The 26,293-nt window shown below is 67.2% G+C and carries 26 protein-coding genes; 16 read left to right on the forward strand and 10 right to left on the reverse strand.

The genetic code is table 11. The annotated features are described in order from the left end of the window. The first annotated feature begins 5 nt into the window (after nucleotides 1-5). The 6 genes from lysS (at nucleotide 6) to ACZY0X_RS21355 (ending at nucleotide 6,640) form a co-directional block, all read left to right on the forward strand. Nucleotides 6-1,514: a lysine--tRNA ligase gene (gene lysS / locus ACZY0X_RS21330; protein WP_463773192.1), complete on the forward strand. Its 1,509-nt coding sequence runs from the start codon at nucleotides 6-8 to the stop codon at nucleotides 1,512-1,514. A 102-nt stretch (nucleotides 1,515-1,616) separates the two neighbouring features. Then, nucleotides 1,617-1,958, forward strand: coding sequence for a histone-like nucleoid-structuring protein Lsr2 (gene lsr2, locus ACZY0X_RS21335; RefSeq protein ID WP_463773194.1), 342 nt, complete (start codon nucleotides 1,617-1,619; stop codon nucleotides 1,956-1,958). 274 nt (nucleotides 1,959-2,232) lie between these two features. Continuing rightward, entirely contained in the window at nucleotides 2,233-4,785 is a 2,553-nt protein-coding gene (clpC1, locus tag ACZY0X_RS21340; RefSeq protein WP_463773195.1) for an ATP-dependent protease ATP-binding subunit ClpC, read from the forward strand. A gap of 219 nt (nucleotides 4,786-5,004) precedes the next feature. Continuing rightward, nucleotides 5,005-5,223, forward strand: a complete 219-nt coding sequence (locus tag ACZY0X_RS21345; protein WP_241402827.1) for a CbtB domain-containing protein — start codon at nucleotides 5,005-5,007, stop codon at nucleotides 5,221-5,223. 37 nt (nucleotides 5,224-5,260) lie between these two features. Further along, nucleotides 5,261-6,064, forward strand: coding sequence for a CbtA family protein (locus ACZY0X_RS21350; protein WP_463773197.1), 804 nt, complete (start codon nucleotides 5,261-5,263; stop codon nucleotides 6,062-6,064). A gap of 24 nt (nucleotides 6,065-6,088) precedes the next feature. Further along, a complete protein-coding gene (locus ACZY0X_RS21355; RefSeq protein WP_463773198.1) occupies nucleotides 6,089-6,640 on the forward strand; it encodes a histidine phosphatase family protein in 552 nt (183 codons plus the stop codon). 90 nt (nucleotides 6,641-6,730) lie between these two features. On the opposite strand, the gene ACZY0X_RS21360 is transcribed toward ACZY0X_RS21355, so the two are convergent. Together ACZY0X_RS21360 and mhuD are read right to left on the reverse strand one after the other, a co-directional pair. Beyond that, the gene (locus tag ACZY0X_RS21360) at nucleotides 6,731-8,089 is read right to left on the reverse strand and encodes a serine hydrolase (protein ID WP_463773200.1); all 1,359 of its coding nucleotides are present in this window, start codon (nucleotides 8,087-8,089) and stop codon (nucleotides 6,731-6,733) included. After that, nucleotides 8,064-8,381, reverse strand: a complete 318-nt coding sequence (gene mhuD, locus ACZY0X_RS21365; protein WP_241402831.1) for a mycobilin-forming heme oxygenase MhuD — start codon at nucleotides 8,379-8,381, stop codon at nucleotides 8,064-8,066. The genes ACZY0X_RS21360 and mhuD overlap by 26 nt, the downstream gene beginning before the upstream one ends. A gap of 41 nt (nucleotides 8,382-8,422) precedes the next feature. Here mhuD and ACZY0X_RS21370 point away from each other — a divergent pair, with 41 nt between their 5' ends. Then, nucleotides 8,423-9,193, forward strand: coding sequence for an alpha/beta fold hydrolase (locus ACZY0X_RS21370; protein WP_463773201.1), 771 nt, complete (start codon nucleotides 8,423-8,425; stop codon nucleotides 9,191-9,193). On the opposite strand, the gene ACZY0X_RS21375 is transcribed toward ACZY0X_RS21370, so the two are convergent. Beyond that, nucleotides 9,167-9,388: a hypothetical protein gene (locus ACZY0X_RS21375; protein ID WP_241402833.1), complete on the reverse strand. Its 222-nt coding sequence runs from the start codon at nucleotides 9,386-9,388 to the stop codon at nucleotides 9,167-9,169. The genes ACZY0X_RS21370 and ACZY0X_RS21375 overlap by 27 nt on opposite strands. Before the next feature lie 71 nt (nucleotides 9,389-9,459). Here ACZY0X_RS21375 and ACZY0X_RS21380 point away from each other — a divergent pair, with 71 nt between their 5' ends. Further along, nucleotides 9,460-10,431 (forward strand): GlxA family transcriptional regulator, encoded by a 972-nt coding sequence (locus ACZY0X_RS21380; RefSeq protein ID WP_463773203.1) that lies wholly within the window; start codon nucleotides 9,460-9,462, stop codon nucleotides 10,429-10,431. Nucleotides 10,432-10,451: 20 nt separating this feature from the next. Here ACZY0X_RS21380 and ACZY0X_RS21385 read toward each other — a convergent pair whose 3' ends face one another. Both ACZY0X_RS21385 and ACZY0X_RS21390 read right to left on the reverse strand, forming a co-directional pair. Then, nucleotides 10,452-11,813: an adenylate/guanylate cyclase domain-containing protein gene (locus ACZY0X_RS21385; protein ID WP_463773204.1), complete on the reverse strand. Its 1,362-nt coding sequence runs from the start codon at nucleotides 11,811-11,813 to the stop codon at nucleotides 10,452-10,454. A 9-nt stretch (nucleotides 11,814-11,822) separates the two neighbouring features. Beyond that, nucleotides 11,823-12,749 (reverse strand): HhH-GPD family protein, encoded by a 927-nt coding sequence (locus tag ACZY0X_RS21390; protein WP_463773206.1) that lies wholly within the window; start codon nucleotides 12,747-12,749, stop codon nucleotides 11,823-11,825. Here ACZY0X_RS21390 and ACZY0X_RS21395 point away from each other — a divergent pair. After that, on the forward strand, nucleotides 12,748-13,368 hold the full coding sequence (locus tag ACZY0X_RS21395) for a carbonic anhydrase (RefSeq protein WP_463773208.1): 621 nt from the start codon (nucleotides 12,748-12,750) through the stop codon (nucleotides 13,366-13,368). The genes ACZY0X_RS21390 and ACZY0X_RS21395 overlap by 2 nt on opposite strands. 9 nt (nucleotides 13,369-13,377) lie before the next feature. Here the strand turns inward: ACZY0X_RS21395 and ACZY0X_RS21400 are convergent, their stop codons facing one another. Further along, nucleotides 13,378-14,046, reverse strand: a complete 669-nt coding sequence (locus ACZY0X_RS21400) for a response regulator transcription factor (protein ID WP_463773209.1) — start codon at nucleotides 14,044-14,046, stop codon at nucleotides 13,378-13,380. Next, on the reverse strand, nucleotides 14,040-15,242 hold the full coding sequence (locus ACZY0X_RS21405; protein ID WP_463773210.1) for a sensor histidine kinase: 1,203 nt from the start codon (nucleotides 15,240-15,242) through the stop codon (nucleotides 14,040-14,042). Before ACZY0X_RS21405 ends, ACZY0X_RS21400 begins: the two co-directional genes overlap by 7 nt. Before the next feature lie 132 nt (nucleotides 15,243-15,374). Between ACZY0X_RS21405 and ACZY0X_RS21410 the strand changes: the two genes are divergently transcribed. Genes ACZY0X_RS21410 through ACZY0X_RS21420 form a run of 3 tightly spaced genes read left to right on the forward strand, consistent with a single transcriptional unit; the run spans nucleotide 15,375 to nucleotide 19,391 of the window. Then, the gene (locus ACZY0X_RS21410) at nucleotides 15,375-15,755 is read left to right on the forward strand and encodes a hypothetical protein (protein ID WP_463773212.1); all 381 of its coding nucleotides are present in this window, start codon (nucleotides 15,375-15,377) and stop codon (nucleotides 15,753-15,755) included. Further along, complete coding sequence (locus ACZY0X_RS21415; protein WP_463773213.1) at nucleotides 15,748-18,564, forward strand: MMPL/RND family transporter; 2,817 nt, start codon at nucleotides 15,748-15,750, stop codon at nucleotides 18,562-18,564. Before ACZY0X_RS21410 ends, ACZY0X_RS21415 begins: the two co-directional genes overlap by 8 nt. 59 nt (nucleotides 18,565-18,623) lie before the next feature. Then, nucleotides 18,624-19,391, forward strand: coding sequence for a hypothetical protein (locus ACZY0X_RS21420; protein ID WP_463773214.1), 768 nt, complete (start codon nucleotides 18,624-18,626; stop codon nucleotides 19,389-19,391). A gap of 3 nt (nucleotides 19,392-19,394) precedes the next feature. On the opposite strand, the gene disA is transcribed toward ACZY0X_RS21420, so the two are convergent. The 3 genes from disA to ACZY0X_RS21435 are packed head-to-tail and all read right to left on the reverse strand — an operon-like array spanning nucleotide 19,395 to nucleotide 22,578. Continuing rightward, nucleotides 19,395-20,516 carry a DNA integrity scanning diadenylate cyclase DisA gene (gene disA / locus ACZY0X_RS21425; RefSeq protein WP_241402838.1) on the reverse strand — a complete coding sequence of 374 codons (1,122 nt, stop codon included), beginning with the start codon at nucleotides 20,514-20,516 and terminating at the stop codon, nucleotides 19,395-19,397. 14 nt (nucleotides 20,517-20,530) lie between these two features. After that, nucleotides 20,531-21,919 (reverse strand): DNA repair protein RadA, encoded by a 1,389-nt coding sequence (gene radA / locus ACZY0X_RS21430; RefSeq protein ID WP_463773216.1) that lies wholly within the window; start codon nucleotides 21,917-21,919, stop codon nucleotides 20,531-20,533. A gap of 44 nt (nucleotides 21,920-21,963) precedes the next feature. Next, nucleotides 21,964-22,578 (reverse strand): copper chaperone PCu(A)C domain-containing protein, encoded by a 615-nt coding sequence (locus ACZY0X_RS21435; RefSeq protein WP_463773217.1) that lies wholly within the window; start codon nucleotides 22,576-22,578, stop codon nucleotides 21,964-21,966. A 349-nt stretch (nucleotides 22,579-22,927) separates the two neighbouring features. On the opposite strand from ACZY0X_RS21435, the gene carD reads away from it, so the two are divergent. From carD to rlmB, 4 genes are read left to right on the forward strand one after another with little or no spacing between them, the layout of a single operon-like run. Next, nucleotides 22,928-23,416 (forward strand): RNA polymerase-binding transcription factor CarD, encoded by a 489-nt coding sequence (gene carD, locus ACZY0X_RS21440; protein ID WP_043412998.1) that lies wholly within the window; start codon nucleotides 22,928-22,930, stop codon nucleotides 23,414-23,416. Nucleotides 23,417-23,430: 14 nt separating this feature from the next. After that, complete coding sequence (ispF, locus tag ACZY0X_RS21445; protein WP_463773218.1) at nucleotides 23,431-23,925, forward strand: 2-C-methyl-D-erythritol 2,4-cyclodiphosphate synthase; 495 nt, start codon at nucleotides 23,431-23,433, stop codon at nucleotides 23,923-23,925. 11 nt (nucleotides 23,926-23,936) lie between these two features. Then, complete coding sequence (cysS, locus tag ACZY0X_RS21450; protein ID WP_463773220.1) at nucleotides 23,937-25,346, forward strand: cysteine--tRNA ligase; 1,410 nt, start codon at nucleotides 23,937-23,939, stop codon at nucleotides 25,344-25,346. After that, entirely contained in the window at nucleotides 25,347-26,288 is a 942-nt protein-coding gene (rlmB, locus tag ACZY0X_RS21455; protein ID WP_463773221.1) for a 23S rRNA (guanosine(2251)-2'-O)-methyltransferase RlmB, read from the forward strand. Nucleotides 26,289-26,293 lie beyond the last annotated feature (5 nt).

Raw genomic sequence — 26,293 nt, forward strand, 5'->3', positions numbered from 1 at the left:
ACGTCGTGAGCACTGCAGATGATCTCGAGTCCGACGTCCCCGAGCAGTTTCGGATCCGTCAGGCCAAACGGGAGCGACTGCTCGCCGAGGGCCGCGACCCGTACCCGGTGGAGGTGCCACGTACCCACACCCTCGCCGAGGTTCGGGCTTCCTACCCCGACCTCGAGCCCGCGGTCGAGACGGGCGAGTACGTGGGTGTCGCCGGGCGCGTGGTGTTCGCCCGCAATTCTGGGAAGTTGTGCTTCGCGACGCTGCAGGAGGGCGACGGCACCCAACTCCAGGTGATGCTAAGCCTCGACAAGGTCGGCCAGGAATCCCTCGATGCGTGGAAGGGCGATGTCGATCTTGCCGACATCGTCTTCGTGCACGGCGAGGTGATCAGCTCCCGTCGCGGTGAACTTTCTGTGCTTGCGGATTCGTGGCAAATAATCTCGAAGGCTCTGCGGCCACTCCCTGTCGCGCACAAGGAGATGAGTGAGGAGTCGCGGGTCCGTCAGCGTTACGTCGATCTGATCGTCCGCCCGGAGGCGCGCAGCATTGCCCGCCAGCGCATCGCGGTTGTCCGTGCCGTTCGCTCCGCACTGGAGCGCCGCGGATTTCTCGAAGTCGAGACGCCGATACTGCAGACGCTCGCCGGCGGTGCCGCGGCGCGGCCATTCGTCACCCACTCGAATGCCCTCGACACCGACCTGTTCCTCCGGATCGCACCTGAGTTGTTCCTCAAGCGATGCTTGGTCGGAGGATTCGAGAGAGTCTTCGAGTTGAATCGGGTTTTCCGTAACGAAGGCGCGGATTCCACGCATTCGCCGGAATTCGCGATGTTGGAGACTTATCAGGCGTACGGCACCTACGACGATTCTGCGATCGTGACGCGGGAGCTTATTCAGGAGGTCGCCGACGAGGCGATTGGCACCAGAAACGTCCCGCTGCCCGACGGGTCCACCTACGATCTCGACGGCGAATGGGACATGGTGGAAATGTACCCGTCCCTGTCATCGGCCCTGGGTGAGGAGATCACCCCGGACACCGGTGTCGATCGGTTGTGGGCGATCGCGGATGGCCTCGGCGTGGAGATTCCCCGAGACCGCGGTTTCGGCCACGGCAAGCTGGTCGAGGAGCTCTGGGAGCACCAGGTCGGCGACAAGCTGTGGGCCCCAACGTTCGTGCGGGACTTCCCTGTCGAGACGTCGCCTCTCACACGTGAACACCGCACCATTCCCGGTGTCACCGAGAAGTGGGATCTCTACATCCGCAAGTTCGAGCTGGCGACGGGATACTCCGAACTCATTGATCCGGTGATCCAACGCGAGCGATTCGCGGCTCAGGCCCGTGCCGCCGCGGCGGGTGACGACGAGGCAATGCTTCTCGACGAGGATTTCCTGACCGCATTGGAGTACGCCATGCCGCCCACCACGGGAACGGGAATGGGTATCGACCGATTATTGATGGCATTGACGGGCTTGTCGATTAGGGAGACGGTTTTGTTCCCGATTGTCCGTCGTCACGGGAACTGATCTCCAGATATCATACTTGTTGAATGATTTGAGTTCTTGTGCCAATATTGCCGTGAGGGTTCGTTGGACCCGTCAGTGCAGCAGAAGGGTCAGTGTGGACTTATGGCGAAGAAGGTAACCGTCACGTTGGTCGATGATTTCGACGGTGAAGGTGCTGCAGACGAAACCGTCGAATTTGCGATCGATGGCGTGAGTTATGAGATCGACCTTTCGTCCAAGAATGCCGCGAAGTTGCGCAACGATATGAAGCAATGGCTCGAGGCGGGGCGTCGTGTCGGCGGCCGTCGACGTGGCCGATCTGTGGGCACTGGCCGTGGCCGGGCCTCGATCGACCGGGAGCAGAGCGCTGCCATCCGGGAGTGGGCACGCCGCAATGGACACAATGTGTCGACGCGCGGCCGTATCCCGGCAGACGTCATCGACGCGTTCCACGCGGCAACGTAGGCAGACGGCAACGTAGACAGACATTGCCGATTCTGTCTGCGCCGGTCATTGGGCGCAGATTGGCGTTCGCTCGTGGCGTACCGATTGGACTTTGTTGCGGAACGTTCGGCGCCTACCTGGCGTTGGTCACGTAACAGGCCAATTGCGTAGCGCTCGGTTGCCGGAGACACCCAGGGCAGCCGGGGCTGCCGCCCACTACAGTGGACGGCAGGTGCAGGACGCGGTGCTACCGCGTGACGAGCTGCGCTATCTGATCGAGAGCAGGTAACCACCGATGTTCGAACGCTTCACTGACCGCGCACGGCGCGTCGTCGTCCTGGCCCAAGAAGAGGCCCGGATGCTCAATCACAACTACATCGGCACCGAGCACATCCTCTTGGGACTCATTCACGAGGGCGAGGGCGTGGCGGCCAAGTCGCTGGAATCTCTCGGCATCTCGTTGGAGGGCGTGCGCAGCCAGGTCGAGGAGATCATCGGCCAGGGCCAGCAGGCGCCGTCCGGACACATCCCCTTCACGCCGCGGGCCAAGAAGGTCCTTGAGCTGTCCCTGCGCGAGGCGCTGCAGCTCGGCCACAACTACATCGGTACCGAGCACATCCTGCTGGGGCTGATTCGCGAGGGCGAGGGTGTCGCAGCCCAGGTGCTGGTCAAGCTTGGTGCCGAACTCACTCGGGTGCGCCAGCAGGTCATCCAGCTGCTGAGCGGCTACCAGGGCAAGGAGACCGCCGAGGCCGGTACCGGAGGCCGTGGCGGCGAGGCGGGTAACCCGTCGACGTCGCTGGTCCTGGATCAGTTCGGCCGTAACCTCACCGCTGCTGCCATGGAGGGCAAGCTCGATCCGGTCATCGGCCGCGAGAAGGAAATCGAGCGGGTCATGCAGGTGCTGAGCCGCCGCACCAAGAACAACCCGGTGCTGATCGGTGAGCCCGGCGTCGGCAAGACCGCCGTCGTCGAGGGTCTCGCGCAGGCCATCGTGCACGGCGAGGTTCCCGAGACGCTCAAGGACAAGCAGCTCTACACCCTCGACCTGGGTTCCCTGGTCGCGGGCAGCCGCTACCGCGGTGACTTCGAGGAACGCCTCAAGAAGGTGCTCAAGGAGATCAACACCCGCGGCGACATCATCCTGTTCATCGACGAGCTGCACACGCTCGTCGGCGCGGGTGCCGCCGAGGGCGCGATCGACGCCGCAAGCATCCTCAAGCCGAAGCTGGCTCGCGGTGAGCTGCAGACCATCGGTGCCACCACTCTCGACGAGTACCGCAAGTACATCGAGAAGGACGCGGCCCTCGAGCGCCGCTTCCAGCCGGTTCAGGTGGGCGAGCCGACCGTCGAGCACACCATCGAGATCCTCAAGGGTCTGCGTGACCGGTATGAGGCACACCACCGTGTCTCGATCACCGACGGCGCGATAGTCGCCGCGGCGACACTGGCCGACCGGTACATCAACGACCGGTTCCTGCCGGACAAGGCCATCGACCTGATCGACGAGGCCGGCGCCCGGATGCGAATCCGCCGGATGACGGCTCCGCCAGACCTGCGCGAGTTCGACGAGAAGATCGCCGATGCGCGCCGCGAGAAGGAGTCTGCGATCGACGCGCAGGACTTCGAGAAGGCCGCCAATCTGCGCGACAAGGAGAAGCAGCTGGTCGCGCAGCGCGCCGAGCGGGAGAAGCAGTGGCGCTCCGGTGATCTTGACGTGGTCGCCGAGGTCGACGACGAGCAGATCGCCGAGGTCCTCGGCAACTGGACCGGCATCCCGGTGTTCAAGCTGACGGAGGCCGAGACCACGCGCCTGCTGCGCATGGAGGACGAGCTGCACAAGCGGATCATCGGCCAGGAGGATGCCGTCAAGGCCGTCTCCAAGGCGATCCGCCGTACCCGTGCGGGGCTCAAGGATCCGAAGCGCCCGTCGGGCTCGTTCATCTTCGCCGGCCCGTCCGGTGTCGGTAAGACCGAGCTGTCCAAGGCGCTCGCCGAGTTCCTGTTCGGCGACGACGACGCGCTCATTCAGATCGACATGGGCGAGTTCCACGACCGCTTCACCGCGTCGCGGCTGTTCGGTGCCCCTCCCGGGTACGTCGGCTACGAGGAGGGCGGCCAGCTCACCGAGAAGGTGCGTCGCAAGCCGTTCAGCGTCGTGCTGTTCGACGAGATCGAGAAGGCCCACCAGGAGATCTACAACAGCCTGTTGCAGGTCCTCGAGGACGGCCGCCTCACCGACGGCCAGGGTCGCACGGTCGACTTCAAGAACACCGTGCTGATCTTCACCTCCAACCTCGGTACGTCCGATATCAGCAAGGCGGTTGGGCTCGGCTTCACCCAGGGTGGTGGCGAGAACAACTACGAGCGGATGAAGCAGAAGGTCAACGACGAGCTGAAGAAACACTTCCGCCCGGAGTTCCTCAACCGCATCGACGACATCATCGTCTTCCACCAGCTGACCAAGGAGGAGATCATCCAGATGGTCGACCTCATGATCGGCCGTGTGGAGAAGCAGCTGAAGGCCAAGGACATGGCCATGGAGTTGACGGACAAGGCGAAGTCGCTGCTGGCCAAGCGCGGCTTCGACCCGGTGCTGGGAGCCCGGCCGCTGCGCCGGACCATCCAGCGCGAGATCGAGGACGCCCTGTCGGAGAAGATCCTCTTCGAGGAGATCGGCCCCGGTCAGATCGTCTCCGTCGACGTCGAGGGCTGGGACGGCGAGAGCGCCAACATCGAGAACGCGGTGTTCACGTTCGCCGGTGCGCGCAAACCGGTCGTCGAGCCCGATCTGGCTGGTGCCGGAACGGGCGGCGCCGCGGCCGGAGCGACGACAGCCGCCGAGTAGCGACGAATCACGGAAGGGCCCCGACGCGAGTCGGGGCCCTTTTCGTCTCCGCAGGCACTGGACTGTTCGATCCGGCACTCCCTCTGCATAGAATGCTGCTGTAATCGACGGATAAAGGAATCTGGTGGAAATCCAGAACGGTCGCGCCACTGTGAATAGTCAGACCCGACGCCGTCACCCCTGTGATACGGGACGCGAATTCCCGAAAGGAACGTAGACATGACTCCCTCCAAGGCCCGCGTGGCCAAGGCTCCCGCCATCGACCTCTCCGCTGCCAGCGCGGCGGTGTGGCTGTCGGCCACCGCATTCCTCGCGCTTCTGGTGCTCTACTTCGTCGGCATGGATCAGGGGGCGACGTCGGTGTTCGGCGCCGACAACACCACGATCCACGAGTTCATCCACGACGCCCGCCATCTCCTCGGCTTCCCCTGCCACTGACGAATCGGTACCGGGACAAAGGACGTCAGAGAAAAATATGGAGAAACAGATCATCGGGCGCGGCCTCCTGGCCGGCGCCCTAGCTGGAGTGCTCGCGTTCGTCTTCGCTCGGATCTTCCTTGAGCCGGTTATCGAACTGGCCATCGGCTACGAGGACGGTATCGGCGCGGCCCACGAGGCCCTGGAGACAGCGGCAGGTGCCGCCGGGCACAGTCACGGTGAGGAGGGCGGGGGATTCACCCGCGCCATCCAGATGAACATCGGGATGGGTCTTGGCGTGCTGCTGTTCAGCGTCGCGATCGGAGCGCTGTTCGCCGTGGTCTTCGCGGTGGCCTACGGCAGGGTCGGCAACGTGTCGGCCAAGCTGTTGTCGCTGTATGTTGCGGGCGGCATGTTGGTGAGCGCGTTCATCGTCCCGGCGCTGAAGTACCCGCCGAGCCCGCCCGCGCTCAGCCTCGACGAGACGATCCGCCAGCGGACGCTGCTGTACCTGCTGATGGTGGTGCTGTCGGTGGCGTTGTTCGTCGCAGCGGTCTATCTGCGCGGGCGGCTCGTCGAGAAGCTCGGGGCGTGGAACGCCACGCTGGCCGCCGGCGCCGGTTACATCGTGGCGGTCGCCGTGGTGATGCTGGTGCTGCCGACCATCGATGAGACACCGGCACCGCTGAAGAACGACGCGGGCACGATCGTCTACGAGGGTTTCCCCGCCGACCTGCTGTATGACTTCCGGCTCTACGCGCTGGGCACCCAGGTCGTGATCTACGCGACGATCGGATTGGTGTTCGGAGTGCTCGCTTCCCGTCTGCTCGAGGGCAAGCGCCGAGAGCCCGCCGTCGCGTGAGAAGAACGGTCCGCGTGAGCGTCCGTGAGTGAGATCGTCCGGCTGACCCTGGTGTCGCATGCAATGACCGACGCCATGTCAGCCGGACGGTTTCCCACCGACGAACCACTCAATGCGCTGGGCCACCGCCAGGTCGACGCCACAATGGACCTGGGCCCGGTCGATGCGGTGTGGTGCGGCCCGGAGAAGCGGACGCGGCAGACCGCCGAACTTCTGGGCCTGCGCGCCGAGACCGATACGCGGCTGGCCGATCTGGATCACGGGGCGTGGCGGGGCAGCCTGATCTCAAAGGTCCCACCCGGCGACCTGACGGTGTGGCTGACCGATCCCACACAGGCACCGCACGGCGGCGAGTCGGTTGTGGCCCTGATCGTGCGGGTTGGGGAGTGGCTGGAATCCGTGGGCACCCGGCCGGGCCGACTGGTGGCCGTGACACATCCGGCGGTCATCCGCGCCGCCATCCTGGCGACCCTCGATTCTCCACCGAAGTCGTTCTGGCGCATCGACATTGCTCCGGCCAGCCGAACCGTCATGCATCGGCGCGGGCACGCCTGGACGCTGCGTTCGACAGGCTAGGCACTTCGATGACGCGGTCGCCACGTCGTCGAACGTGTACGCACTGCGAAAGTTTCGCCGATTCTTCGCAGTGGTGTCACGTTGAGCGGGCTAGTGGACGGGGATCAGCCCGAACGTCTGCTCGGCGATGGCGAGCAACCAACCCGCGGCCGTCTGACTCGTATACCTCGGCCAGTTCAGCTGGAAGCTGACCACCCAGGCTTGTCCCGTGCGGTCCTCGGCGTACCAACTGAACGTCAGGTCCCCGGGCAGGTTTCCGCCCTTGGCGCCGATGTAGTGCCACGTCTTGCCGTCGAGTTCGATTCCGGGGATCGCCGACAGGATCTCTCGCACCGGTGCGCCGGGGCCGACGGCGGCCGCCTGCAGCGCCGCGTGCACCCGGCAGATGTCGGCCGCGCTGCCGTACCACTCGACGCCGTACGGCGATGCGGGCGTGTGGGTGCGCTGCGGATCCGGTTCGTAGGGTTGTTCATTGGTCTGCTGGAGCAGCCGCGCGCGGCCCTGTGGGGTGGCCTCCTTCCACTGCTCGCGCAGATCAGGTTCACCCCATCCGACGGAGAACAGCTCGTGCGCGGTGGGGAACGGCGTCATGCTCGCCGGGTCGTGGTGGCCGGCTGCGGCCAGCGCGCGTTCGACCGCACCCGGTCCGAGCCGGGCGATCAGCAGATCGGTGGCCATGTTGTCGCTGGCCGAGATCATCTGCTGGGCAGCCTCGCGCACCGACACCGTGGCGCCGGGCTCCAGTTCGTCCAGACCCGCGGAGCCGACGGCCTTGGCCTCCGCCGTGATCGTCATCTGGTCGGTCCACTGCAGTGTCCCGGCGTTGACCGCGTTCGCCACCGCCAGCAGCACGTACAGCTTGAAGATCGACGCCAAAGGCAGGGACTCGTCGAGGTTGGTGCCCGCGACCGCCTCGCACCGGCCATCGGTGACCTTCGAGGCCTGGTAGGAGTAGCGCGCGCCCGACTTGGTCAGCTCGGCGTCGATATCTGACCACTGCCGGATGACGGGGCGCTGCAGTGAGACGTCGAAGCGATCGACCAGCCCCGCGTCATCGGTGCGCAGTTCGATGGTCTGCGCGACCGCGTACGAGGTGAGGACTCGCAGTGTGGCGTGTCCCGCGCCGATGTCCACACCGGTGACGGTGAACGGGCGGTCCCACCACAGCCGGTCCATCTTCCCCGTGACGTCCTGGACCTGGTCGGGTGAGGCGAGCGTGCGGACGCCGACGGTGCCGATGGGCCAATCGGAGTTGATCATGTCGAGGGTCTGCTTGGCGCGCAGCCCCTGTGGTGTGTTCGTGTCGACGTATGCGCGCGCCTCGGCCGGTGCCGGACCGGTGTGTCCACAACCGCAGGCCACGGTCACGACGAGAGCGGTGGCGAGCGCAGCGCCGATCCTTCGTTGTCGCGACCGGCCTGCGCTACGACGAGGTGCCGGGCCCCGCAACGTCCAACACAACCTCGAACTCGAGCAACGATGCGCCGGTGGCCACGGGATTCGCCCGCTGCCCGGCATGTGCCTCAGCGGCGGGGCCGCCCGCCCAGGCCTGGAAGGCCTCATCGGACTCCCACTGCGTCACGACGAAGTAGCGATTCTCGCCCTTCACCGGACGGAGCAACTGAAAGCCCAGGAATCCGGGCTGGTTGTCGACGGAGTGGGCACGGTTGGCGAAGCGCTTCTCCAACTCGGGGCCAGCTTCGGGCGGAACTTCGATCGCGTTGATCTTCACCACTGCCATGCGCTTCAGGCTACCGCTACGCCTGCGGGCAGGATTGACCCATGCGTTCCGAACTACTGACGGATCGGGGTGGCCGGGGTCAGCCCGTGGTCCTCGTGCATGGGCTGATGGGGCGTGGCAGCACGTGGTCGCGTCAACTGCCGTGGCTCACGGCGTCCGCACAGGTGTTCACCTACGACGCGCCGTGGCACAGGGGACGCGATGTGACCGACTCCGAGCCGATCGCCACCGAGCGCTTCGTCGCCGACCTCGCTGACGCCGTCGCGGCGCTGGGGCGTCCGGCCACGCTGATCGGCCACTCGATGGGAGGCCTGCACGCGTGGTGTGTGGCAGCTGAGCACCCCGATCTGGTTCGTGCGCTGATCGTCGAGGACATGGCTCCCGACTTCCGCGGCCGCACCACTGGTCCCTGGGAGCCGTGGGTGCACGCGCTCCCCGTCGAGTTCACCTCCCAGCGGGCGATATTCGATGAGTTCGGTGACGTCGCGGGGCAGTACTTCATGGAGGCATTCGATCGGACCCCGGGCGGCTGGCGGTTGCACGGGGACCCCGAGCGATGGGTGCAGATCGCCGCGGAGTGGGGCACCCGGGACTACTGGAGCCAGTGGCAGTCGGTGCGCGCGCCTGCGCTCCTGATCGAGGCGGGCAACGGCGTCACCCCGCCCGGACAGATGGCCCGGATGAGTGAAATCGGCCACCGGGCAACGTATCTGAAGGTTCCCGGAGCCGGCCATCTGGTGCATGACGACCGTCCGCGGGAATACCGGGACGCGGTCGAGGCGTTTCTAGCGACGTTCGCCGCGCACTCCTGAGACGGGCCACGTCGGGGCCTGCTCGAAGCGGGTGCGTGCCGCGTCGGCGTCGTGCTGGATGCGGTACCAGTCGGGGTCGTCGACGAGGCCCTGAAGGTAGCCGCGGGTCGGCTGGCTGCGGTGTGCCGACCAGCTCGCCACGGCGGCCACGGCGAAAGGTGCGGCGAGGATGAGGAAGGTCAACAACATGTCCATGGCAGCAATTATTCGGTCGAATACATTCCGCCAACAGTGGCAGAAGTGACCTCGGGAGATAAGATACTGCCATGATCAAGAGTGTCTCCGCGCTGGTGCTGGACGGAACCGCCGTCTTCGAGTTCGGCGTCATCTGCGAGGTGTTCGGCATCGATCGGGCGGCGGATGGCGTGCCGAACTTCGACTTCAAGGTGTGCGGTCCGGAACCTGGGCGGCCGGTGCGGACGTCGGTCGGCGCCACCTTGATCCCCGACCACGGCCTCGAGGACCTGGTCAACGCCGACCTGGTCGCCATCCCCGCCATCGCCGGACCCGACTACCCGCCCGAGGCGCTCGACGCGATCCGCCGAGCCGCACAGCGCGGTGCGATCATCCTGACCGTCTGCTCAGGCGCCTTCGTCGCGGGTGCGGCGGGGCTGCTGGACAGCCGACCCTGCACCACGCACTGGATGCACGCCGATGAACTCGCGCGGGCATATCCCACGGCACGCGTGGACCGCAACGTGCTGTTCGTCGACGACGGCAACCTGATCACAAGCGCGGGCACCGCCGCGGGTATCGACGCGTGCCTGCATCTGGTCCGTCGCGAACTGGGCAGTGAGGTCACCAACAAGATCGCGCGTCGGATGGTGGTGGCGCCGCAGCGTGACGGCGGGCAGCGCCAGTACATCGAACAGCCCATCCCGGTGCGTTGCTCCGACGGGTTCGCGCCGCATCTGGACTGGATCTTGGCCAACCTCGAGACCCCTCACACCGTGGCGAGCCTGGCCAAGCGGGCGAGCATGTCGGCCCGCACGTTTGCGCGCCGCTTCGTCGAGGAGACCGGCCGCACGCCGATGCAGTGGGTCACCGATCAACGGGTGCTCTACGCGCGAACGCTGCTCGAGCAGACGGATCTGGACATCGACCGCGTCGCTGACCGGTCCGGGTTCGGTACCGCCACACTGCTGCGCCACCACTTCCGGCGCATCATCGGCGTCACGCCGTCGGACTACCGGCGCAGCTTCGCCTGCGATGGCTCCACCTGCGCGGCAACGGCTTAGGGGCTGGCTTAGGGGCTGGCTCAGGGGGATGACAGGGCGTGCAGCCGCCACTGCCCGGGAATGCCCTTGAGTTCGTGCTGACCGCGATCGGTGAACTCGTGGTGCGAACCGGTGACGATCTCACGCACCGTCGAGGACACCAGCACCTCACCCGCGCCCGCGCGTGCGGCGACCCGTGCGCCGATGTGCACGGCCATGCCCGCGATATCGTCGCCGCGCATCTCGACCTCACCGGCGTGTATCCCGACGCGGACCTCGAGGCCAAGCGGTCGGACGGCGTCGACGATCGCCTCGGCGCAGTCGAGTGCGACGCTGGGCGTGGTGAAGGTCGCGACGAAACCGTCACCGGCGGTGTTGACCTCGCGGCCGCGGAACCTCTCGAGTTCGTGTCGGATCCTGGCGTCGTGATGATCCAGTAGGTCGCGCCAGCGGTCGTCGCCCATGGTCGCGGCCCGCGCCGTGGATCCGACGATATCGGTGAACACGATCGTGGTCAGGACACGCTCGGCCTCTGATCCCGTGCGCACGCCGGTGATGAACTCCTCGACCTCATCGAGGATGGGCGTGGTGTCACCGATCCAGTAGAGCGTGTCGGCGCCGTCGAGTTCGACGAAGCGCGCCCCGGCGATGTGGTCGACCAGATACCGGCCGTGGCCCACATTGACGAATTTCGACGCGGCCCGGTGCATCACCAGCGTCGGTGCGGTGACCGACGGAAGTTTCTCTCGCACATCGGCTTCGGCGAGCACCCGATTTGCCATGCGGGCCATGCTCGGTGAGGCGGCACGATTGCCTGCGTGATCCCACCAGGTGCGGAACGGGCCGTCGCCGACGACCGACGGCGCGATAACCGACAGCACGTCGAAACCCTGCTCGAGCGCATTGGGTTCGATGACGACCGTGGTGAACGGACTGGCGCCGCTGGCCTCGGCGCCGACGGGGTAGTCGGGCGCCCACAGCGCCCGGGCACTGCCGTTCAGCACCACCAGATGACTGACCCGGTCGGGGTGGTCGGCGGCCAGCAGCAGCGCGCTGACCGCGGTGAATCCCGACCCCAGCACCGCGACGCGTTCACACCCGACGGCGTCCATGACCGTGATGGCGTCCTCCGCCCAGCACGACGGTGTGACGGTGGCGGCCGAACCGATGCGAGAGGACATTCCCATGCCGCGGTGGTCGAAGCGGATCACCCGGCAGAACGACGACAAACGGCGGTAGAAGCGGTACATCGACGGCTCGCTGTCGATGGAGTCGATCGGAACGAACGGACCCGGCATCACCACCAGATCGACGGGGCCGCTGCCGAGTACCTGATAGGCGATGTCCAGATCGCCGCGGGATGCATAGTGAGTCCGCGGAGTCTGCGAACCACGTCCGGCCACATGCAAAGGCTAATTGACTGCGTGCCTCGGCGACTGCGATTCCCCACCCTCGCCCGCCAGTGCGAACAACCCATCCGCGGTCTGTTCCACCAGGCCGTCCACCAGGAGCGAATCCAGCGCCCGGTCCCGTTGCGCGGTGTCCGAGAGCCACACCACGTCCAGCTGGGCGCGGGTCACCGGGACGGTGTTGCCGCGCAACACGTCCAGCAGCTTCCCGCGGACCTGCCGGTCGGTGCCTGCATACCGCTGTGGCCGCCGCGCCGGTGCGCTCGCCGGAGGGAAGCCAGCGGACCGCCACGCGCACCGGCTCAGCGGACACACGCCGCATCGCGGCGAGCGCGCCGTGCACACCGTGGCACCGAGTTCCATGATGGCAACCGAAAAGCGCGGTCCCTCATCGCCATTGGGAAGCAGTGCCGCCACGTCGGCGAGGTCGCGAACGCTCGCCGGTGAATCCGCCCGACCGTGTACCGTACGCGCGACGACGCGGCGCACGTTGGTGTCCACGACCGGGACGTTGTGCCCGTAGGCGAAGCACGCCACGGCCCGCGCGGTGTAGGCGCCAACGCCGGGCAGCGTCAGCAACGTCTCGACGTCGTCGGGCACGCGGTCGTCGTAGTCGACGGCGATGGTGCGCGCGCACTCGTGCAATCGCTTCGCCCTGCGCGGATAGCCGAGCTTGCCCCAGGCCCGCAGCACGTCGGCAGCCGAGGCCGCCGCCGTCGCCGACGGTGTCGGCCAGCGCGCCACCCAGTCGAGCCATATCGGCTCGACCCGAGCCACCGGGGTCTGCTGCAGCATGAACTCGCTGACCAGGATCTGCCAGGCGCTGGTGGGTGGTTGTCGCCACGGCAGGTCCCGCTTCTGAGCGTCATACCACGTCAGAAGCTCACCCGCGTCGACCGTCACCGCGGCCTCGGGCAGAATGGCGAACATGCCCAACTCGAACCCCGTGTCCGCTTGGAAGGCACTCAAGGATGGTAACGACCGGTTCGTCGCCGGCCAGCCACAGCATCCGAGCCAGAGCATCGAGGACCGGGCGAGGCTGGCTCACGGGCAGAAGCCGACCGCGGTGGTGTTCGGTTGCGCCGACAGCCGGGTCGCCGCCGAGATCATCTTCGACCAGGGGCTCGGCGATATGTTCGTGGTGCGGACCGCCGGCCACGTCGCCGACTCTGCCGTGCTGGGTTCCATCGAATACGCCGTCACGGTGCTCGACGTGCCGCTGATCGTGGTGTTGGGCCACGACAGCTGCGGCGCGGTGAAGGCGACCCTGGCAGCACTCGATGAGGGCGAGGTACCCGGTGGGTACGTCCGTGACATTGTCGAACGGGTCACACCGTCCATCCTGCTGGGACGCCAGATGGGGATGAGCCGCGTCGATGAGTTCGAGGCCCGGCACGTCAACGAGACCGTCGCCCAGCTGCGGATCCGCTCAGCGGCCATCGCCCAGCGAATCATCGAGGGCAAGGTGGCGATCGTTGGCCTCACCTACCACCTGGCCGACGGCAGGGTGGCGTTGCGCGATCATCTGGGCAACATCGGCGAGGCCTGAGGGGGCTCGTCAGCGCGGCGCGACGATACCGTGGTCGTAGGCGTAGACGATGGCCGCTGCGCGGTCGCGTAGGTCCAGCTTCTGAAAGATCCGGCCGACGTGGCTCTTCACGGTGACAGCGGAGATGAAGAGTTCCTCGGCGATCTCGGTGTTGGAGCGACCCGCGCCGATGAGGGTCAGCACGTCCAGTTCGCGCACCGTCAGCTGGGCCACGGCATCGGAGGTCCGCCGTTCGCCGGCGGCCCGCCGGTAGGTGCTTAGAACTCGATCGGTCACCACCGGATCCAGGTAGCCGTCGCCCCTGGCCACCGCCCGCACCGCCCGGATCAACTCCTCGGCCGACGAGTCCTTGAGGACGAAGCCCGCGGCGCCCGCGCGCAGTGCGCCGGACAGCAGCTCATCCTCGTTGAACGTGGTGAGCGCCAGCACGGGCGGTGAATCCGCACCGGTCAGCCTGCGGGTCGCCTCGATCCCGTCGACCCGCTTCATCCGCAGGTCCATCACCACCACGTCCGGACGGTGCGTGGCCACCGCGGCGGGCACCTCGTCACCGTCCGAGCACTCCGCGACGATCACGAAACCGTCCTTGCGGCGCAGGATCCGGCGCAACCCGGAACGCACCAGGTCCTGGTCGTCCACCAGCAGGACCGAGATGTCGGCGCCCTCGGCGATCACCATTTGCACCCGGCTCCCGGTGCCTCGACAGCGGTCAATGGGATCTTCGCCCGTACCGACCAGTCGTTGCCGATGGGGCCGATCTCGATTGCGCCGTCGAGGAGTTCGACGCGCTGGCGCATCCCGTGCAGGCCACGCCCGTCGGACTCGGGTTGGGCGGTGAACGAGACGGGCAGTTCGTTGACGATGGAGAGTGTGGCGTTGGCGCGTGAGATAGACAGTCGCACAGCGGTATTGGAAGAGGGGGCGTGCTTGGCGGTATTCGCCAGCGATTCCTGCGTGATGCGATAGAGCGCAAGGCCGACCGCCGCCGACACCTGCTCGTATGGTCCATCGGTGTCGAAGGTGACGGTGAGTCCGGCCTGGCTGAAATCGGCGATGAGCACCGCGATATCGCCGATGCCGGGTTCAGGGACGATCCTGGACGGGCCCTGGTCCAGCAGGCCGACCGTGCGACGGATATCGGCCATCGCCTGGCGTCCGAGTCGCTCGGCGTCGCGCAGCGCATCAACCGCCTCATCGATATCGCGATCCTCCTGCAGGCCCCGGCGGGCTCCAGTCACATGCAGCAGCGTGACGGTGAGCGAATGAGCGATGACGTCATGCACCTCCCTGGCGATACGTCGGCGCTCGTCGGCGGCGGCGTGCGCGGCCAGATCCGCCTGCATCTCATGCTGTCTGACCAGCAGCTCCCGCTGCGTCCGCAATAGGAAACCCACCAGCCAGCCCATGGCGACGAAGCTGAGGTACAGGGCGATTCCGTCGAGGCGGTGCATCATGGCGGCGATCCCAAGCAGAGCGGCCGCCAGTGCGGCGGCCAGCAGACCGCCCGGCACCGATGCCAGAGACCCGACCACGCCGACCATGAGAACCAGGATCAGCGGGGCAAAATCGCCGGGAATGGGAGTCGACGTGGCGAACAGGAGTATCGCCGTCGACGCCAACGACGTCGCTGAGATCAGCGGGGGATTGAAGCGGATCCCGGACACGAAGAACAGCACGAACGGGCTGATCGCGATGACACAGGCGCCGAGTGCCAGCGCACAGTCAGAACCCGGTCGCTGTATTGACGCCACGACGACGGCCACCAGCATGGCGATGTCGGTCACGATGACCACGGCCCACGTGAATCCCACCGGGATGAGTTCACCCCGCTGGCGAATCCGGTCACGCACGTAGGTCGTCACGGCCCGTGGCACCGACCCATCGTAGAAGGGCTACGCGCGGCAGACATCATGCCGCGGTCGGTCTCGCACTCCGCCCACGGGTGGAGGGCAGGAGTCGACGTGGGCACGATGTGCCGCTGGCGGGGCGTTCCTAGCGTGGGGGACATGACATGGTCACAACTGCACGAGCGCATGGCGTTCATCGCCGACCTGATCGAACAGGCCGCTGTGGACGTCGAAGGGGCACTTGGCTTCAACGGCGACCTCTCCGAGGTGGAACGACTGTTCGGCAGTGTGGATGGCCTGCTGCTTGCGTTGCAGCAGCGCTGGACGACGATGCTCACCGCCAAGCTGGATCAGGCTGTCCGCGACGACATCCCCGTAGATCGGGTGCGTGCCGAACTGGGTTCCCGACAGCCCGGGCTGCGCGCTCTGCTCGACGCCGGTGCGCTCAGGTCGGTGCGGGTCCACGCGATTCAGCGGGGCGAGCAGCGCATTCTCGACTACTACGGCAGGTCCTCGGAAGGCCGGCTGACCGTTGCGTGACGTCGCCGACCGGTTTGCCCGGCTCACCAGCCGGTACGCCCCGCTGATCCTGTGCTGCTGGGTGGTCGCCGCCGGTGTGGGGAATCTGCTGGTGCCACAGCTGGAGACCGTCGTCGCCCAGCACAGCCGGTCCTTCATGCCGGCCGAGGCGGAGAGCTCCATCGCCGTGCAGCGATCGGCTGAGCTGTTCGGCGACGCGGCAACAAACAACCTCAACTACGTTGTGCTGGAACGTGATAAACCGCTGCAGCCGCAAGACCGGCGATACTACGACGCATTGGTTTCGGCGTTGCGTGCCGACACCGCCCATGTTCACTCGGTGACCGACCTGTGGGCAAATCCGGTCACCGAGACGGTGGCTCAAAGCGAGGACGGCCGAGCGGTCAACGTCATGCTTCGGCTCACGGGGATGCTGGGCACGACGCAGGCCAGTGAGTCCGTCAGCGCAGTCCGCGGGATGGTGGCCGGGCTCTCCGCCCCCGAAGGTCTCGACGTCCACGTCACCGGACCGGGCAGCACGATCGTCGACGAGTTCGCCGCGATCGATCGGCAGATGTTGGGCATCACCGCCGCCACCGTCGCGCTGATCCTGCTGTTGCTGATCGTCGTGTATCGGTCCGCCGTCGCCGCGGCGGTCCCGCTGATCTCGGTGGGGTTGGCATTGGCCGTCGCCCGGCCCATCGTCGCACTGCTCGGCCAGGCCGAACTCATCGAGGTCTCGCTGTTCTCGGTCGCCCTCATCGCGGCGATGATGCTGGGCGCGGGAACCGATTACGCGATATTCCTGATCGGCCGCTACCACGAGCGTCGCCGGTGTGGCGTCGACCCGGCCGCTGCCCTGGTCGACGCGTACCGCGGTGTGGCGCCCGTCATCGCGGGTTCGGGGCTGACGGTGGCCGTGGCGCTGGCGTGTTTGAGCTTCGCCGAGGTCGGCGTGTTCCGCAGCGCGGGGATCCCCTGCGCCATCGGCGTTCTGGTCGCCATGCTCGCGTCGTTGACGCTGACGCCCGCGCTGATCAGGCTGGCGGCGGGGCGCGGGCTGCTGGAACCTCGGCGCTCCGCTGTCTCGCGGCGCTGGCGGCGCATCGGGGTGGCAAGCGCGCGGTGGCCCGGACCGCTGTTCGTGGTCAGCGTCGGGCTCATCGTCCTGCTCGCACTGCCGTTGACGGGCCTGCGGATGGGCTGGAACGAGCAGGCCGCGACGCCGCCGGATGTGGAATCCAACCGCGGGTACGCGGCGATGGACCGCCACTTCCCAGTCAACCGGCTGCTGCCAGACGTCGTCACGATCGAGGCCGGGCACGACATGCGCAACCCGGCCGGGTTGATCGCCATCGAGCGCATCACCCGCCAGATCATGGGGATTACCGGGGTGCGGATGGTGCAGTCCGCCAGCAGACCCGCGGGCAGGGTGCCCGACGAGGCGACCCTGAGTCATCAGGTCGGGCTGATGGGCGCACGGTTCGACAACGGGATCGACACGCTGACCGAGCGGCTCGCACGCGTGGCCGACCTGGATGCCATGTTGGCGCAGATGTCGTCCGCGGTGACCCAACTCGGCCAGGGACTCCAGCGCGGCGCCGATGGACTCGGTGGGGTTCGGTCGGCCGCTGATGACATGCAGGCGGGAATGCAAGGGCTGCAAGGCAACATGACGTCGATGTCGGGGTATCTCGATCCGTTGCGCAGCTTCGTCGACACGACGCCCGGCTGCCCGACCAACCCGATCTGCTCGGTGGTGTCGCGGCTGGTCGCGCCGGTCGACGACGTCGTCCGCAGCTCGGCGGAATTGACCAGTGGCGCAGCCAAACTGACAGAGGGTTCAGGCACCGCAACCGCGGCGCTGGCCGGACTTCCCGCCACCGTGCGCACCATGAGCGCAAGCCTCAGCGAGGCGAGATCGGCCATCGGCGATGTGTCGGACATGGTGAACTCGATCGGGCCGCAAGTGCGCGAGCTGACGGAGTACCTAGCCGAGATCGACGCCCAGTTCCAGGGCAGCGGGACCGGCGGCTTCTACCTGCCTCAGCGCGCACTGGCGGACCCACGCCTGCGGCAGGCGCTGCGCAGCCTGATGTCGCCGGATGGCCGCGCGACCTATCTCCTGGTGTTCGGCGATGGGCACGAGTGGGGTCCCGACGGTGCCCAGCGCGCCCGGCAGATAGACACCGCGATCACCGAGGCCACGAAGGAGGGCACGCTGACACCGATGGGAGTGGACCTCGCCGGCGTCGGACCGGCGACCCGCGACCTGCAGAAGTCGGTCAGGGATGACATCGTGCTGCTGGTCGCGGCGACCCTGGCCCTGGTCTTCCTGATCGTGACGTTGATGCTCCGCAGCCCGGTGGCGGGCCTCGCGGTGGTCGGGACCGTCGTCGTGTCCTACGCATCGGCGCTGGGAGTGAGCGTCCTCGTGTGGCAGCACCTGCTCGGTCACGACCTGCACTGGGCAGTCGCCCCGATCTCGTTCATAGCGTTGGTCGCCGTAGGCGCCGACTACAACCTCCTGTTGACGATGCGAATCCGGGAGGAGGCGCGGGCGGGCGTCGGAACGAGCATCGTCAGGGCCTTCGCCGGCACCGGCGGCGTGGTGACCACCGCCGGATTGGTGTTCGGCATCACGATGTTCGCCCTTGTCGGAAGTAGTGTGCGCAGCGTCGCCCAGATCGGTTTCACCGTCGGCGCCGGATTGCTGGTGGACACGTTGATCGTCCGGACGTTCGTGGTGCCGTCGCTGGTGGCGTTGCTGGGGCGCTGGTTCTGGTGGCCGATCCGGCCGTCGACTTTGAGTGACATCACACGAGCCTGAGAGGCGACACGCCGAGCCGGGTCGAACGCTCGGTCATGACGTGGCCTTACCGTTACATTGTGCTGGATCTAGAACCGAACGGCCCGCTGCCGCAGGAGATCTACCGGCGGCGTCGGATGCTCGCAATCGGTGTCTCGGCGCTGGTCATCCTGATAGTCGCCATCCTCGTCATCGTCGTCGTGTCCAACGCCACCGGTGACTCGAAGCCAGCGGAGAACACCTCCGCGTCGGAGGGCCAGGCGCCGCCGACTCCATTGCCGGGTGAGAATCCTGAGGTCAAGACGCCGGTCCAGCCGCCGGCGCAGCAAGCTCCGCCTCCGACACCCACACCGTCCGCTGCCGTCACGCCGCCTCCAGTGCTCACCGAGGGCGACGACTGCCCCGATTCCACACTCGCGGTCAAGGGCATCACCAGCCAGCCCAACTACGTCGTCGGCGATCAGCCGAAGTTCACCATGGTGGTCACCAATATCGGCCTGGTCGGGTGCCAGCGAGATGTCGGCGCCGCCGTGCTCGCGGCCTATGTGTACTCGCTGGACAACAACCGGCTGTGGTCCAACCTCGACTGCGCGCCATCCAACGAGACGCTGGTCAAGACCTTCAAGCCGGGAGAGCAGGTGACCACCGAGGTCACCTGGACCGGTATGGGGTCGGCGCCGAACTGCCCGCTGCCCCGCGAACCCATTGGCCCAGGTACCTACAACCTGGTGGTCCAGCTGGGCAATCTGCGGTCCGCGGCAGTCCCGTTCATCCTCGCCGAGGCCGCGCCGCCGGCACCCGGCGACGCACCGCCACCCGCGCCCGAGGGTGAGGCACCCGTCGGGTAGGGATCAGGCCAGCTGGTCGGCGATTGTCGACTCGGCGAGCGCCGAGAGCCCCTCTCGGATGTGGCGCGCCCACATTGACCCGATGCCATCGACCGACTGCAGATCGCTCGCGCTGGCCGCCAGCACGCCCTGTAGCGAGCCGAACGAGCGCACCAGCAGATCGACGTGGGCGAACTGCAGACGGGGGATGCCCGCCATCGCGCGGTAGCCGCGTGAGCTCATCGACGAGTCCTGGGCCTCAAGCGTTGAGGGATAGCCGAAAACCCTTGCCAGAACGGTGAAGTCGAGCAGCTCGTTGTCGGAGAGGCCGTCGAGTTCGTCGAGGGTCGCCGTCACCTGCGCGGCGGTCGGCGGGTCGGGATTGGCGTGATAGTCGCGGGCGATCAGCTCGCGCGCGGTGTCGTTATCGCCGACGAGTTCCTCGAGTTGGAGCTTGAGCTGACGGCCTGCGGTACCGAGTTCGACGACATCGGCGTCGATCTCGAGGCTGATCCGGCGAACCATCTCGAGGCGCTGCACCACCGTCATCACGTCGCGCATCGTGACGAAGTCCTCGATCTCCGCAGTGGACAGCTGCCGGTTGACCTCGTCGAGCCGGGTCTTGTATCGCTCGAGTGTGGCGATGGTCTGGTTGGCCCGCGACAGGATCGTCGCGGAGTCGGGCACCACGTGACGCTCGCCCGCCACATAGACCGTCACGATGCTCATCGAGTGGCTGACCGACACGACCGGGAAACCGGTCTGCACGGCGGTGCGCTCAGCTGAACGGTGCCGGGTGCCGGACTCATCGGTGGGGATTGTCGGATCGGGTACCAGCTGGACGTTGGCGCGCAGGATGTGTGCGCCGTCGCTGGACAGCACCACGGCGCCGTCCATCTTCGACAGCTCCCGCAGGCGAGTGGGGGCATAGCGGACGTCGAGGGAGAACCCGCCGTCGCAGATGGCCTCGACGCTGTCGTCATAGCCCAGCACGATGAGGGCGCCGGTCCGGCCACGAAGGATGCGCTCCAGACCGTCGCGCAGCGGTGTGCCGGGCGCGAGCCGCCCCAGGGTTTCACGCAGTGTGGGCCGTGCCAGTTGAACGACGTTGCCCCGCGTGGCCCTGCCGGTGGACTTCACGCCCATCGTCCCTCCTCGGATCAGCCGCCATTCTCCGCGATTTGCCGCAGAACCCGCAACGCCCCGCCGATATTGTCCGCATTCATCAGCCGCAGACTCGCCGGACCATCCTGCACGCCGGGTGGGACCACCGCACACGTGAACCCCAGCCGAGCCGCCTCGGCCAGGCGCCGATCCATGCCGGTGACGCGTCGCAGATCGCCGGCCAGGCCGACCTCGCCGATCGCCACGGTTGTCGAGGGCATCGGCAGATCTGCGTACGCCGAGGCGATCGCCAGCGCGACCGCGAGATCTGATGACGGGTCGGTCAGCCGCATACCGCCGACCGTGGACAGGTAGATGTCATAGGTTCCGACCGACAGGTGCGCACGCTTCTCGAGCACCGCGGTGATCATGGCGGCGCGTGAGGAGTCGATACCGCTGACCGCGCGGCGGGGGCTGCCGGTCGCCGCCGAGCCGATGAGCGCCTGAACCTCGCCGATCAGTGGGCGCTTACCGTCGAGGCTCACCGTGACCGCGGTGCCCGACACCGGTGCGGGCCGCTGATCGAGGAACAGGCCAGACGGGTCGGCGACGCCCTCGATGCCACTGTCGTGCAGCAGGAAGCAGCCGACCTCGTCGGCGGCACCGAAGCGGTTCTTCACACCCCGCACCATTCGCAGCGCAGTCGCGCGGTCTCCCTCGAAGTGCAGCACGACGTCGACGAGGTGTTCCAGCGAGCGCGGGCCCGCGATGGCGCCGTCCTTGGTGACGTGGCCGACCAGGATCATCGCGATGCCGGTGGTCTTGGCGGTCATGGTCAGCGCCGACGTCACGGCACGCACCTGGGTGACGCCGCCCGTGACGCCGTCAGCCTCGGCGGTCGACATGGTCTGCACGGAGTCGACGACAACCAGTGAGGGACGCACCTCCTCGATGTGCCCCAATGCGGTCTGCAGGTCGGACTCGGCGGCCAGGAACACCTCGTCGTGGGTGCAGCCCGTGCGCTCGGCACGAAGTCTGATCTGGCCCGCCGACTCCTCACCCGACAGGTACAGGGCGCGACGGCCCGTCTCGGCCCAGCGGTGCACCACCTCGAGCAGCAGCGTCGATTTGCCGACCCCGGGATCGCCTGCCAGCAATGTGACGGATCCCGGCACCAGTCCACCGCCCAGCACGCGGTCCAGTTCGGATATCCCGGTGTGGAAGTGGCGCGTCGACCCAGGATCGATTGAGGTGATCGGGACGGCGGGGGACGTGGGTGTGACGGCACGGTGTACCGACGATCCGCCCAGCGCCGCCAGCACCGCGACCTCGTTGACCGTGCCCCAGGTACCGCAGTCGGGACAGCGGCCGACCCACTTGGCCGCTACGTGACTGCATTCCGAGCAGCGGTACTGCGAACGCGTTTTCGAGCTGCTCCGTGCCACGCCGTGACGTTATCCGGCGGCACCGACAGAACGGCTGAGCCGAGCTAGTGGCCGCCGCCCGTGTCGCCGCCGCCGTGGCTCGCGCTGCCGCCGTTGGGCTCGCCGTCGCGGCGCGGTGTCTCGCCCGCCGAGATCGGCACGGGCACGGTGCGCGAACCCGCGCGCTCGAAGGTGAAGGTGAAGTCGTAGTTGATGCCGTTGGTGATCGGCTTGGTCAGAGTGACCGTTGCTTCTGCCGTCTCGGCGTTCTCGACGGCTTCGAGCGGGCTGATCTGCCCGTCCGGAGTGCCGACGACCAGCGTGCCCGCGATCGGGACCTCGGTGTCGCCCGTGAGCGACACCGTGCCGACGTCGGAGGTGATCGACACCAGCTTGTCGCCCTCTTCGGCGGAGCCGTTGGCGGCGACAAACAGCAAGTCGACGGAACTGCCGGGCTGTACGAAGTCGGAGGTCTGCGCCGCCCTCAGGTGAAGGTTGCGCAGGGCGATGCCGTAGTTCTCCTCGCCGACCCAGGCGTTGTTGCCATTGACGGCCGGATGCTGCGTCGCCGTCTGAGACACCTGGCCGGCGCTGCAGCCGGACAACACGACTGTCGCGGCGAGCCCGCAGGCCGCCACGGCAGAGGTGACGGCGAATGTGCGAGATCTGGGGCGGTTCACAGAAGCCTCCTGCTAGGGCCACGGCAGCATGCGGACGGGCGTCCGACGCTTCGACTATGCAGAGTAGTAGGTGCGCCTCGAGCGCGGTAGCCGAGGTGGGGCCGGGCGGTCACCGGGTGTGCGTGTGGTGTCCGAAACTGCCCGAAATTACACGACAACGGTCGTCGAAGCGGCGTCGGGAGCGGCCGCACAATAGCCCGCGGGGGTTTGCCCGCGCCCCTGCACAGTGCACGTATTCTTCGCCCTGTCAACCCCTCGTCGCCACCTGCAATGCCCCTGACCTGCATCGTTGATCCGCGCGTGTCTTGGCGCCGTGTTACCATTGGGTTGTGAAAGGGGCTCTAATCTGATGATTTTCAAGGTCGGAGACACCGTCGTTTATCCACACCACGGCGCAGCGTTGATCGAGGCGATCGAAACCCGAACCATCAAGGGCGAGCAGAAGGAATACCTCGTCTTGAAGGTCGCGCAGGGTGACCTCACAGTTCGCGTTCCCGCAGACAATGCCGAGTACGTGGGCGTCCGTGACGTGGTTGGCCAAGAGGGTCTCGACAAGGTATTTCAGGTGCTGCGTGCCCCGCATACCGAGGAGCCGACCAACTGGTCGCGCCGCTACAAGGCGAACCTCGAGAAGCTGGCTTCCGGTGACGTGAACAAGGTGGCCGAGGTCGTCCGCGACCTGTGGCGCCGCGATCAGGAGCGCGGGCTGTCCGCAGGCGAGAAGCGGATGCTTGCCAAGGCTCGTCAGATCCTGGTTGGCGAGCTCGCGCTCGCCGAGAACACGGATGACGAGAAGGCTGCGACCATTCTCGATGAGGCGCTGGCCGCCGCGTCCTGACGACACCGCTGTAGGTGATACCGCGGATCGGCCTGGGCACCGACGTCCATCCCATTGAGGTTGGCCGTCCGTGCTGGCTGCTGTGCCTGCACTTCGATGGTGCTGACGGCTGCGCCGGTCACTCCGACGGCGACGTCGCCGCCCATGCTCTATGTGATGCGCTGCTGAGCGCGGCCGGTCTCGGCGACCTCGGTGAGGTCTTCGGAACCGACCGCGCGCAGTGGCGCGGTGTCAGCGGAGCCGACATGCTCCGTCACGTCCACTCCCTGGTTCGAACTGCGGGATTCACGGTTGGCAATGCCGCCGTTCAGGTGATCGGCAACCGGCCGAAGATCGGGCCGCGCCGCGCCGAGGCGCAGGCGCTGCTGTCCGAACTCCTCGAAGCCCCGGTATCGGTGTCGGCGACCACCACCGATGGGCTTGGTCTGACCGGCCGCGGAGAGGGCCTGGCGGCCATCGCGACGGCTCTCATAGTTCCCGATGAAGGTTTGAGCCGCTCAGGCCGGTAAGCTGGCGCGTCGTGACCGATCGCGGCGTATTGCGCCTCCATGACACCCTGGCGGGTGGTGTGCGAGAGTTCGTGCCGTTGCGCGAGGGCCACGTGTCGATTTACCTCTGCGGTGCCACCGTGCAGGGACTACCGCACATTGGCCACGTCCGCAGCGGTGTTGCGTTCGACGTGTTGCGGCGATGGCTGACCGCAAAGGGTTACGACGTCGCCTTCATCCGCAACGTCACCGACATCGACGACAAGATTCTGAACAAGGCCGCCGATGCGGGCAGGCCGTGGTGGGAGTGGGCGGCGACGTTCGAACGCGCCTTCACCGCCGCCTACGACGCGCTGGGCGTGCTGCCGCCGTCGGCTGAACCGCGGGCGACCGGGCACATCACGCAGATGGTCGAGCTGATCGAGCGGCTCATCGCCGAGGGGCACGCCTATGCCGGGAATGGCGACGTGTACTTCGACGTGGCCAGCTACCCGGATTACGGCAAGCTGTCGGGGCACCGCGTGGACGACGTGCACCAGGGCGAGGGTGTGGCCACCGGCAAGCGCGATCAGCGCGACTTCACCCTGTGGAAGGGTGCCAAGCCCGGCGAGCCGTCGTGGCCGACGCCGTGGGGGCCTGGCCGACCCGGCTGGCACACGGAGTGCGTCGCCATGTGCGAGTCGTACCTGGGTGCTGAGTTCGACATCCACGCGGGCGGGATGGATCTCGTCTTCCCGCACCACGAGAACGAGATCGCACAGGCCAAGGCGGCGGGCGACGGTTTCGCGCAGTACTGGTTGCACAACGGCTGGGTGACGCTCGGCGGCGAGAAGATGAGCAAGTCTCTCGGTAACGTGCTGTCGATTCCCGCCGTGCTGCAACGTGTTCGACCTGCCGAGCTGCGGTACTACCTGGGTAGCGCGCACTACCGGTCGATGCTGGAGTTCTCGGAGAACGCGCTGCAGGACGCGGTGCGGGCCTACTCCGGTGTCGAGGACTTCCTGCACCGGGTGTGCAGCCGGGTGGGGCCCGTGGTCCCCGGCGAGTGGACGGCGAAGTTCGCGGCCGCCCTCGACGACGATCTGGCGGTGCCATCCGCTCTGGCCGAGGTGCACGCGGCCCGCGCTGAGGGCAATCGCGCGCTGGACAGCGGTGACCATGAGGGCGCGATGAAACACGCGCAGTCGATCAGGGCCATGATGGGCATTCTGGGCTGCGATCCCCTCGATGAGCGTTGGGAGTCGCGCGACGAGACGTCCGCGGCGCTGGCCGCCGTCGACGTGTTGGTGCAGTGGGCGCTTGTCCAGCGTCACGAGGCCAGGGACAATCGGGACTGGGCGCAGGCAGACGAAATCCGGGACCGGCTCAAGGCCGCCGGTATCGAGGTCACCGACACCGCGGACGGTCCGCAATGGTCTCTCATCGATGGAAGCGGCAAGTAAGTGGCGGGAAACTCTCAGCGGCGTGGCGCCGTACGCAAGGCAGGCACGAAGAAGGGCCCGGTCGTCGGGTCCGGCGGAGTGCGGAGAGGCGGTCTGGAGGCCAGGGGCGCCACACCGCCCGCGCACCAGCGCCCGCACCATCCGGCCGCGAAGCGCGCCGCCAGGGCCACCCGGCAGAAGCAGGGGCGGCAGAAGTCCGAGGACACCACCGAGGTCGTGCTCGGCCGTAACCCCGTCGTCGAGTGTCTGCGTGCGGGCGTGCCCGCGACCGCGCTCTACGTCGCGATCGGCATCGACACCGACGAGCGTGTGACCGAATCCGTCACGCGTGCAGCTGATTCCGGCATCGCGATTCTCGAGGTCGCGCGTCATGACCTGGACCGGATGAGCACCAATGGCCTGCACCAGGGCATCGCGCTGCAGGTGCCGCCGTATGAGTACGCCCACCCTGACGACATGTTGGCGTCGGCGACCAGCGATGTCACGCCTGCCCTTCTGGTCGCGCTGGACAACATCTCCGATCCCCGCAACCTCGGTGCCATCGTGCGCTCGGTCGCGGCATTCGGCGGCCACGGCGTGGTGATACCGCAGCGCAGGTCGGCCTCGGTCACCGCGGTGGCCTGGCGCACCAGTGCCGGGGCGGCGGCGCGGCTACCCGTCGCGCGCGCCACGAACCTCAACCGCACGCTGAAGAGCTGGTCGGATGCCGGTCTGATGGTGGTCGGCCTGGACGCTGACGGTGACACCGAACTGGACGAACTCCAGGGCGACGGCCCGATGGTCGTGGTCGTCGGCTCGGAGGGCAAGGGCCTCTCGCGGCTGGTCCGGGAGCATTGCGACGCGATCGTGTCGATCCCGATGGCGGGCCCGACGGAGTCGCTCAACGCCTCGGTGGCCGCGGGCGTGGTTCTGGCCGAGATCGCCCGCCAGCGCCGGAACTGATTCTC

Source organism: Mycobacterium sp. IDUB_39 (genome assembly GCF_055419205.1).

Excerpts from the sequence above, each read along its gene's own strand:
- ACZY0X_RS21395 (WP_463773208.1), top strand. The coding sequence starts at position 12,748 with ATGCCCAACTCGAACCCCGTGTCCGCTTGGAAGGCACTCAAGGATGGT.
- ACZY0X_RS21370 (WP_463773201.1), top strand. The coding sequence starts at position 8,423 with ATGCGTTCCGAACTACTGACGGATCGGGGTGGCCGGGGTCAGCCCGTG.
- ACZY0X_RS21380 (WP_463773203.1), top strand. The coding sequence starts at position 9,460 with ATGATCAAGAGTGTCTCCGCGCTGGTGCTGGACGGAACCGCCGTCTTC.
- disA (WP_241402838.1), bottom strand. The coding sequence starts at position 20,516 with ATGGGCGTGAAGTCCACCGGCAGGGCCACGCGGGGCAACGTCGTTCAA.
- lsr2 (WP_463773194.1), top strand. The coding sequence starts at position 1,617 with ATGGCGAAGAAGGTAACCGTCACGTTGGTCGATGATTTCGACGGTGAA.
- ACZY0X_RS21375 (WP_241402833.1), bottom strand. The coding sequence starts at position 9,388 with ATGGACATGTTGTTGACCTTCCTCATCCTCGCCGCACCTTTCGCCGTG.
- ACZY0X_RS21390 (WP_463773206.1), bottom strand. The coding sequence starts at position 12,749 with ATGTTCGCCATTCTGCCCGAGGCCGCGGTGACGGTCGACGCGGGTGAG.
- clpC1 (WP_463773195.1), top strand. The coding sequence starts at position 2,233 with ATGTTCGAACGCTTCACTGACCGCGCACGGCGCGTCGTCGTCCTGGCC.
- ACZY0X_RS21350 (WP_463773197.1), top strand. The coding sequence starts at position 5,261 with ATGGAGAAACAGATCATCGGGCGCGGCCTCCTGGCCGGCGCCCTAGCT.
- ACZY0X_RS21410 (WP_463773212.1), top strand. The coding sequence starts at position 15,375 with ATGACATGGTCACAACTGCACGAGCGCATGGCGTTCATCGCCGACCTG.
- mhuD (WP_241402831.1), bottom strand. The coding sequence starts at position 8,381 with ATGGCAGTGGTGAAGATCAACGCGATCGAAGTTCCGCCCGAAGCTGGC.
- ACZY0X_RS21400 (WP_463773209.1), bottom strand. The coding sequence starts at position 14,046 with ATGGTGATCGCCGAGGGCGCCGACATCTCGGTCCTGCTGGTGGACGAC.
- ACZY0X_RS21345 (WP_241402827.1), top strand. The coding sequence starts at position 5,005 with ATGACTCCCTCCAAGGCCCGCGTGGCCAAGGCTCCCGCCATCGACCTC.
- carD (WP_043412998.1), top strand. The coding sequence starts at position 22,928 with ATGATTTTCAAGGTCGGAGACACCGTCGTTTATCCACACCACGGCGCA.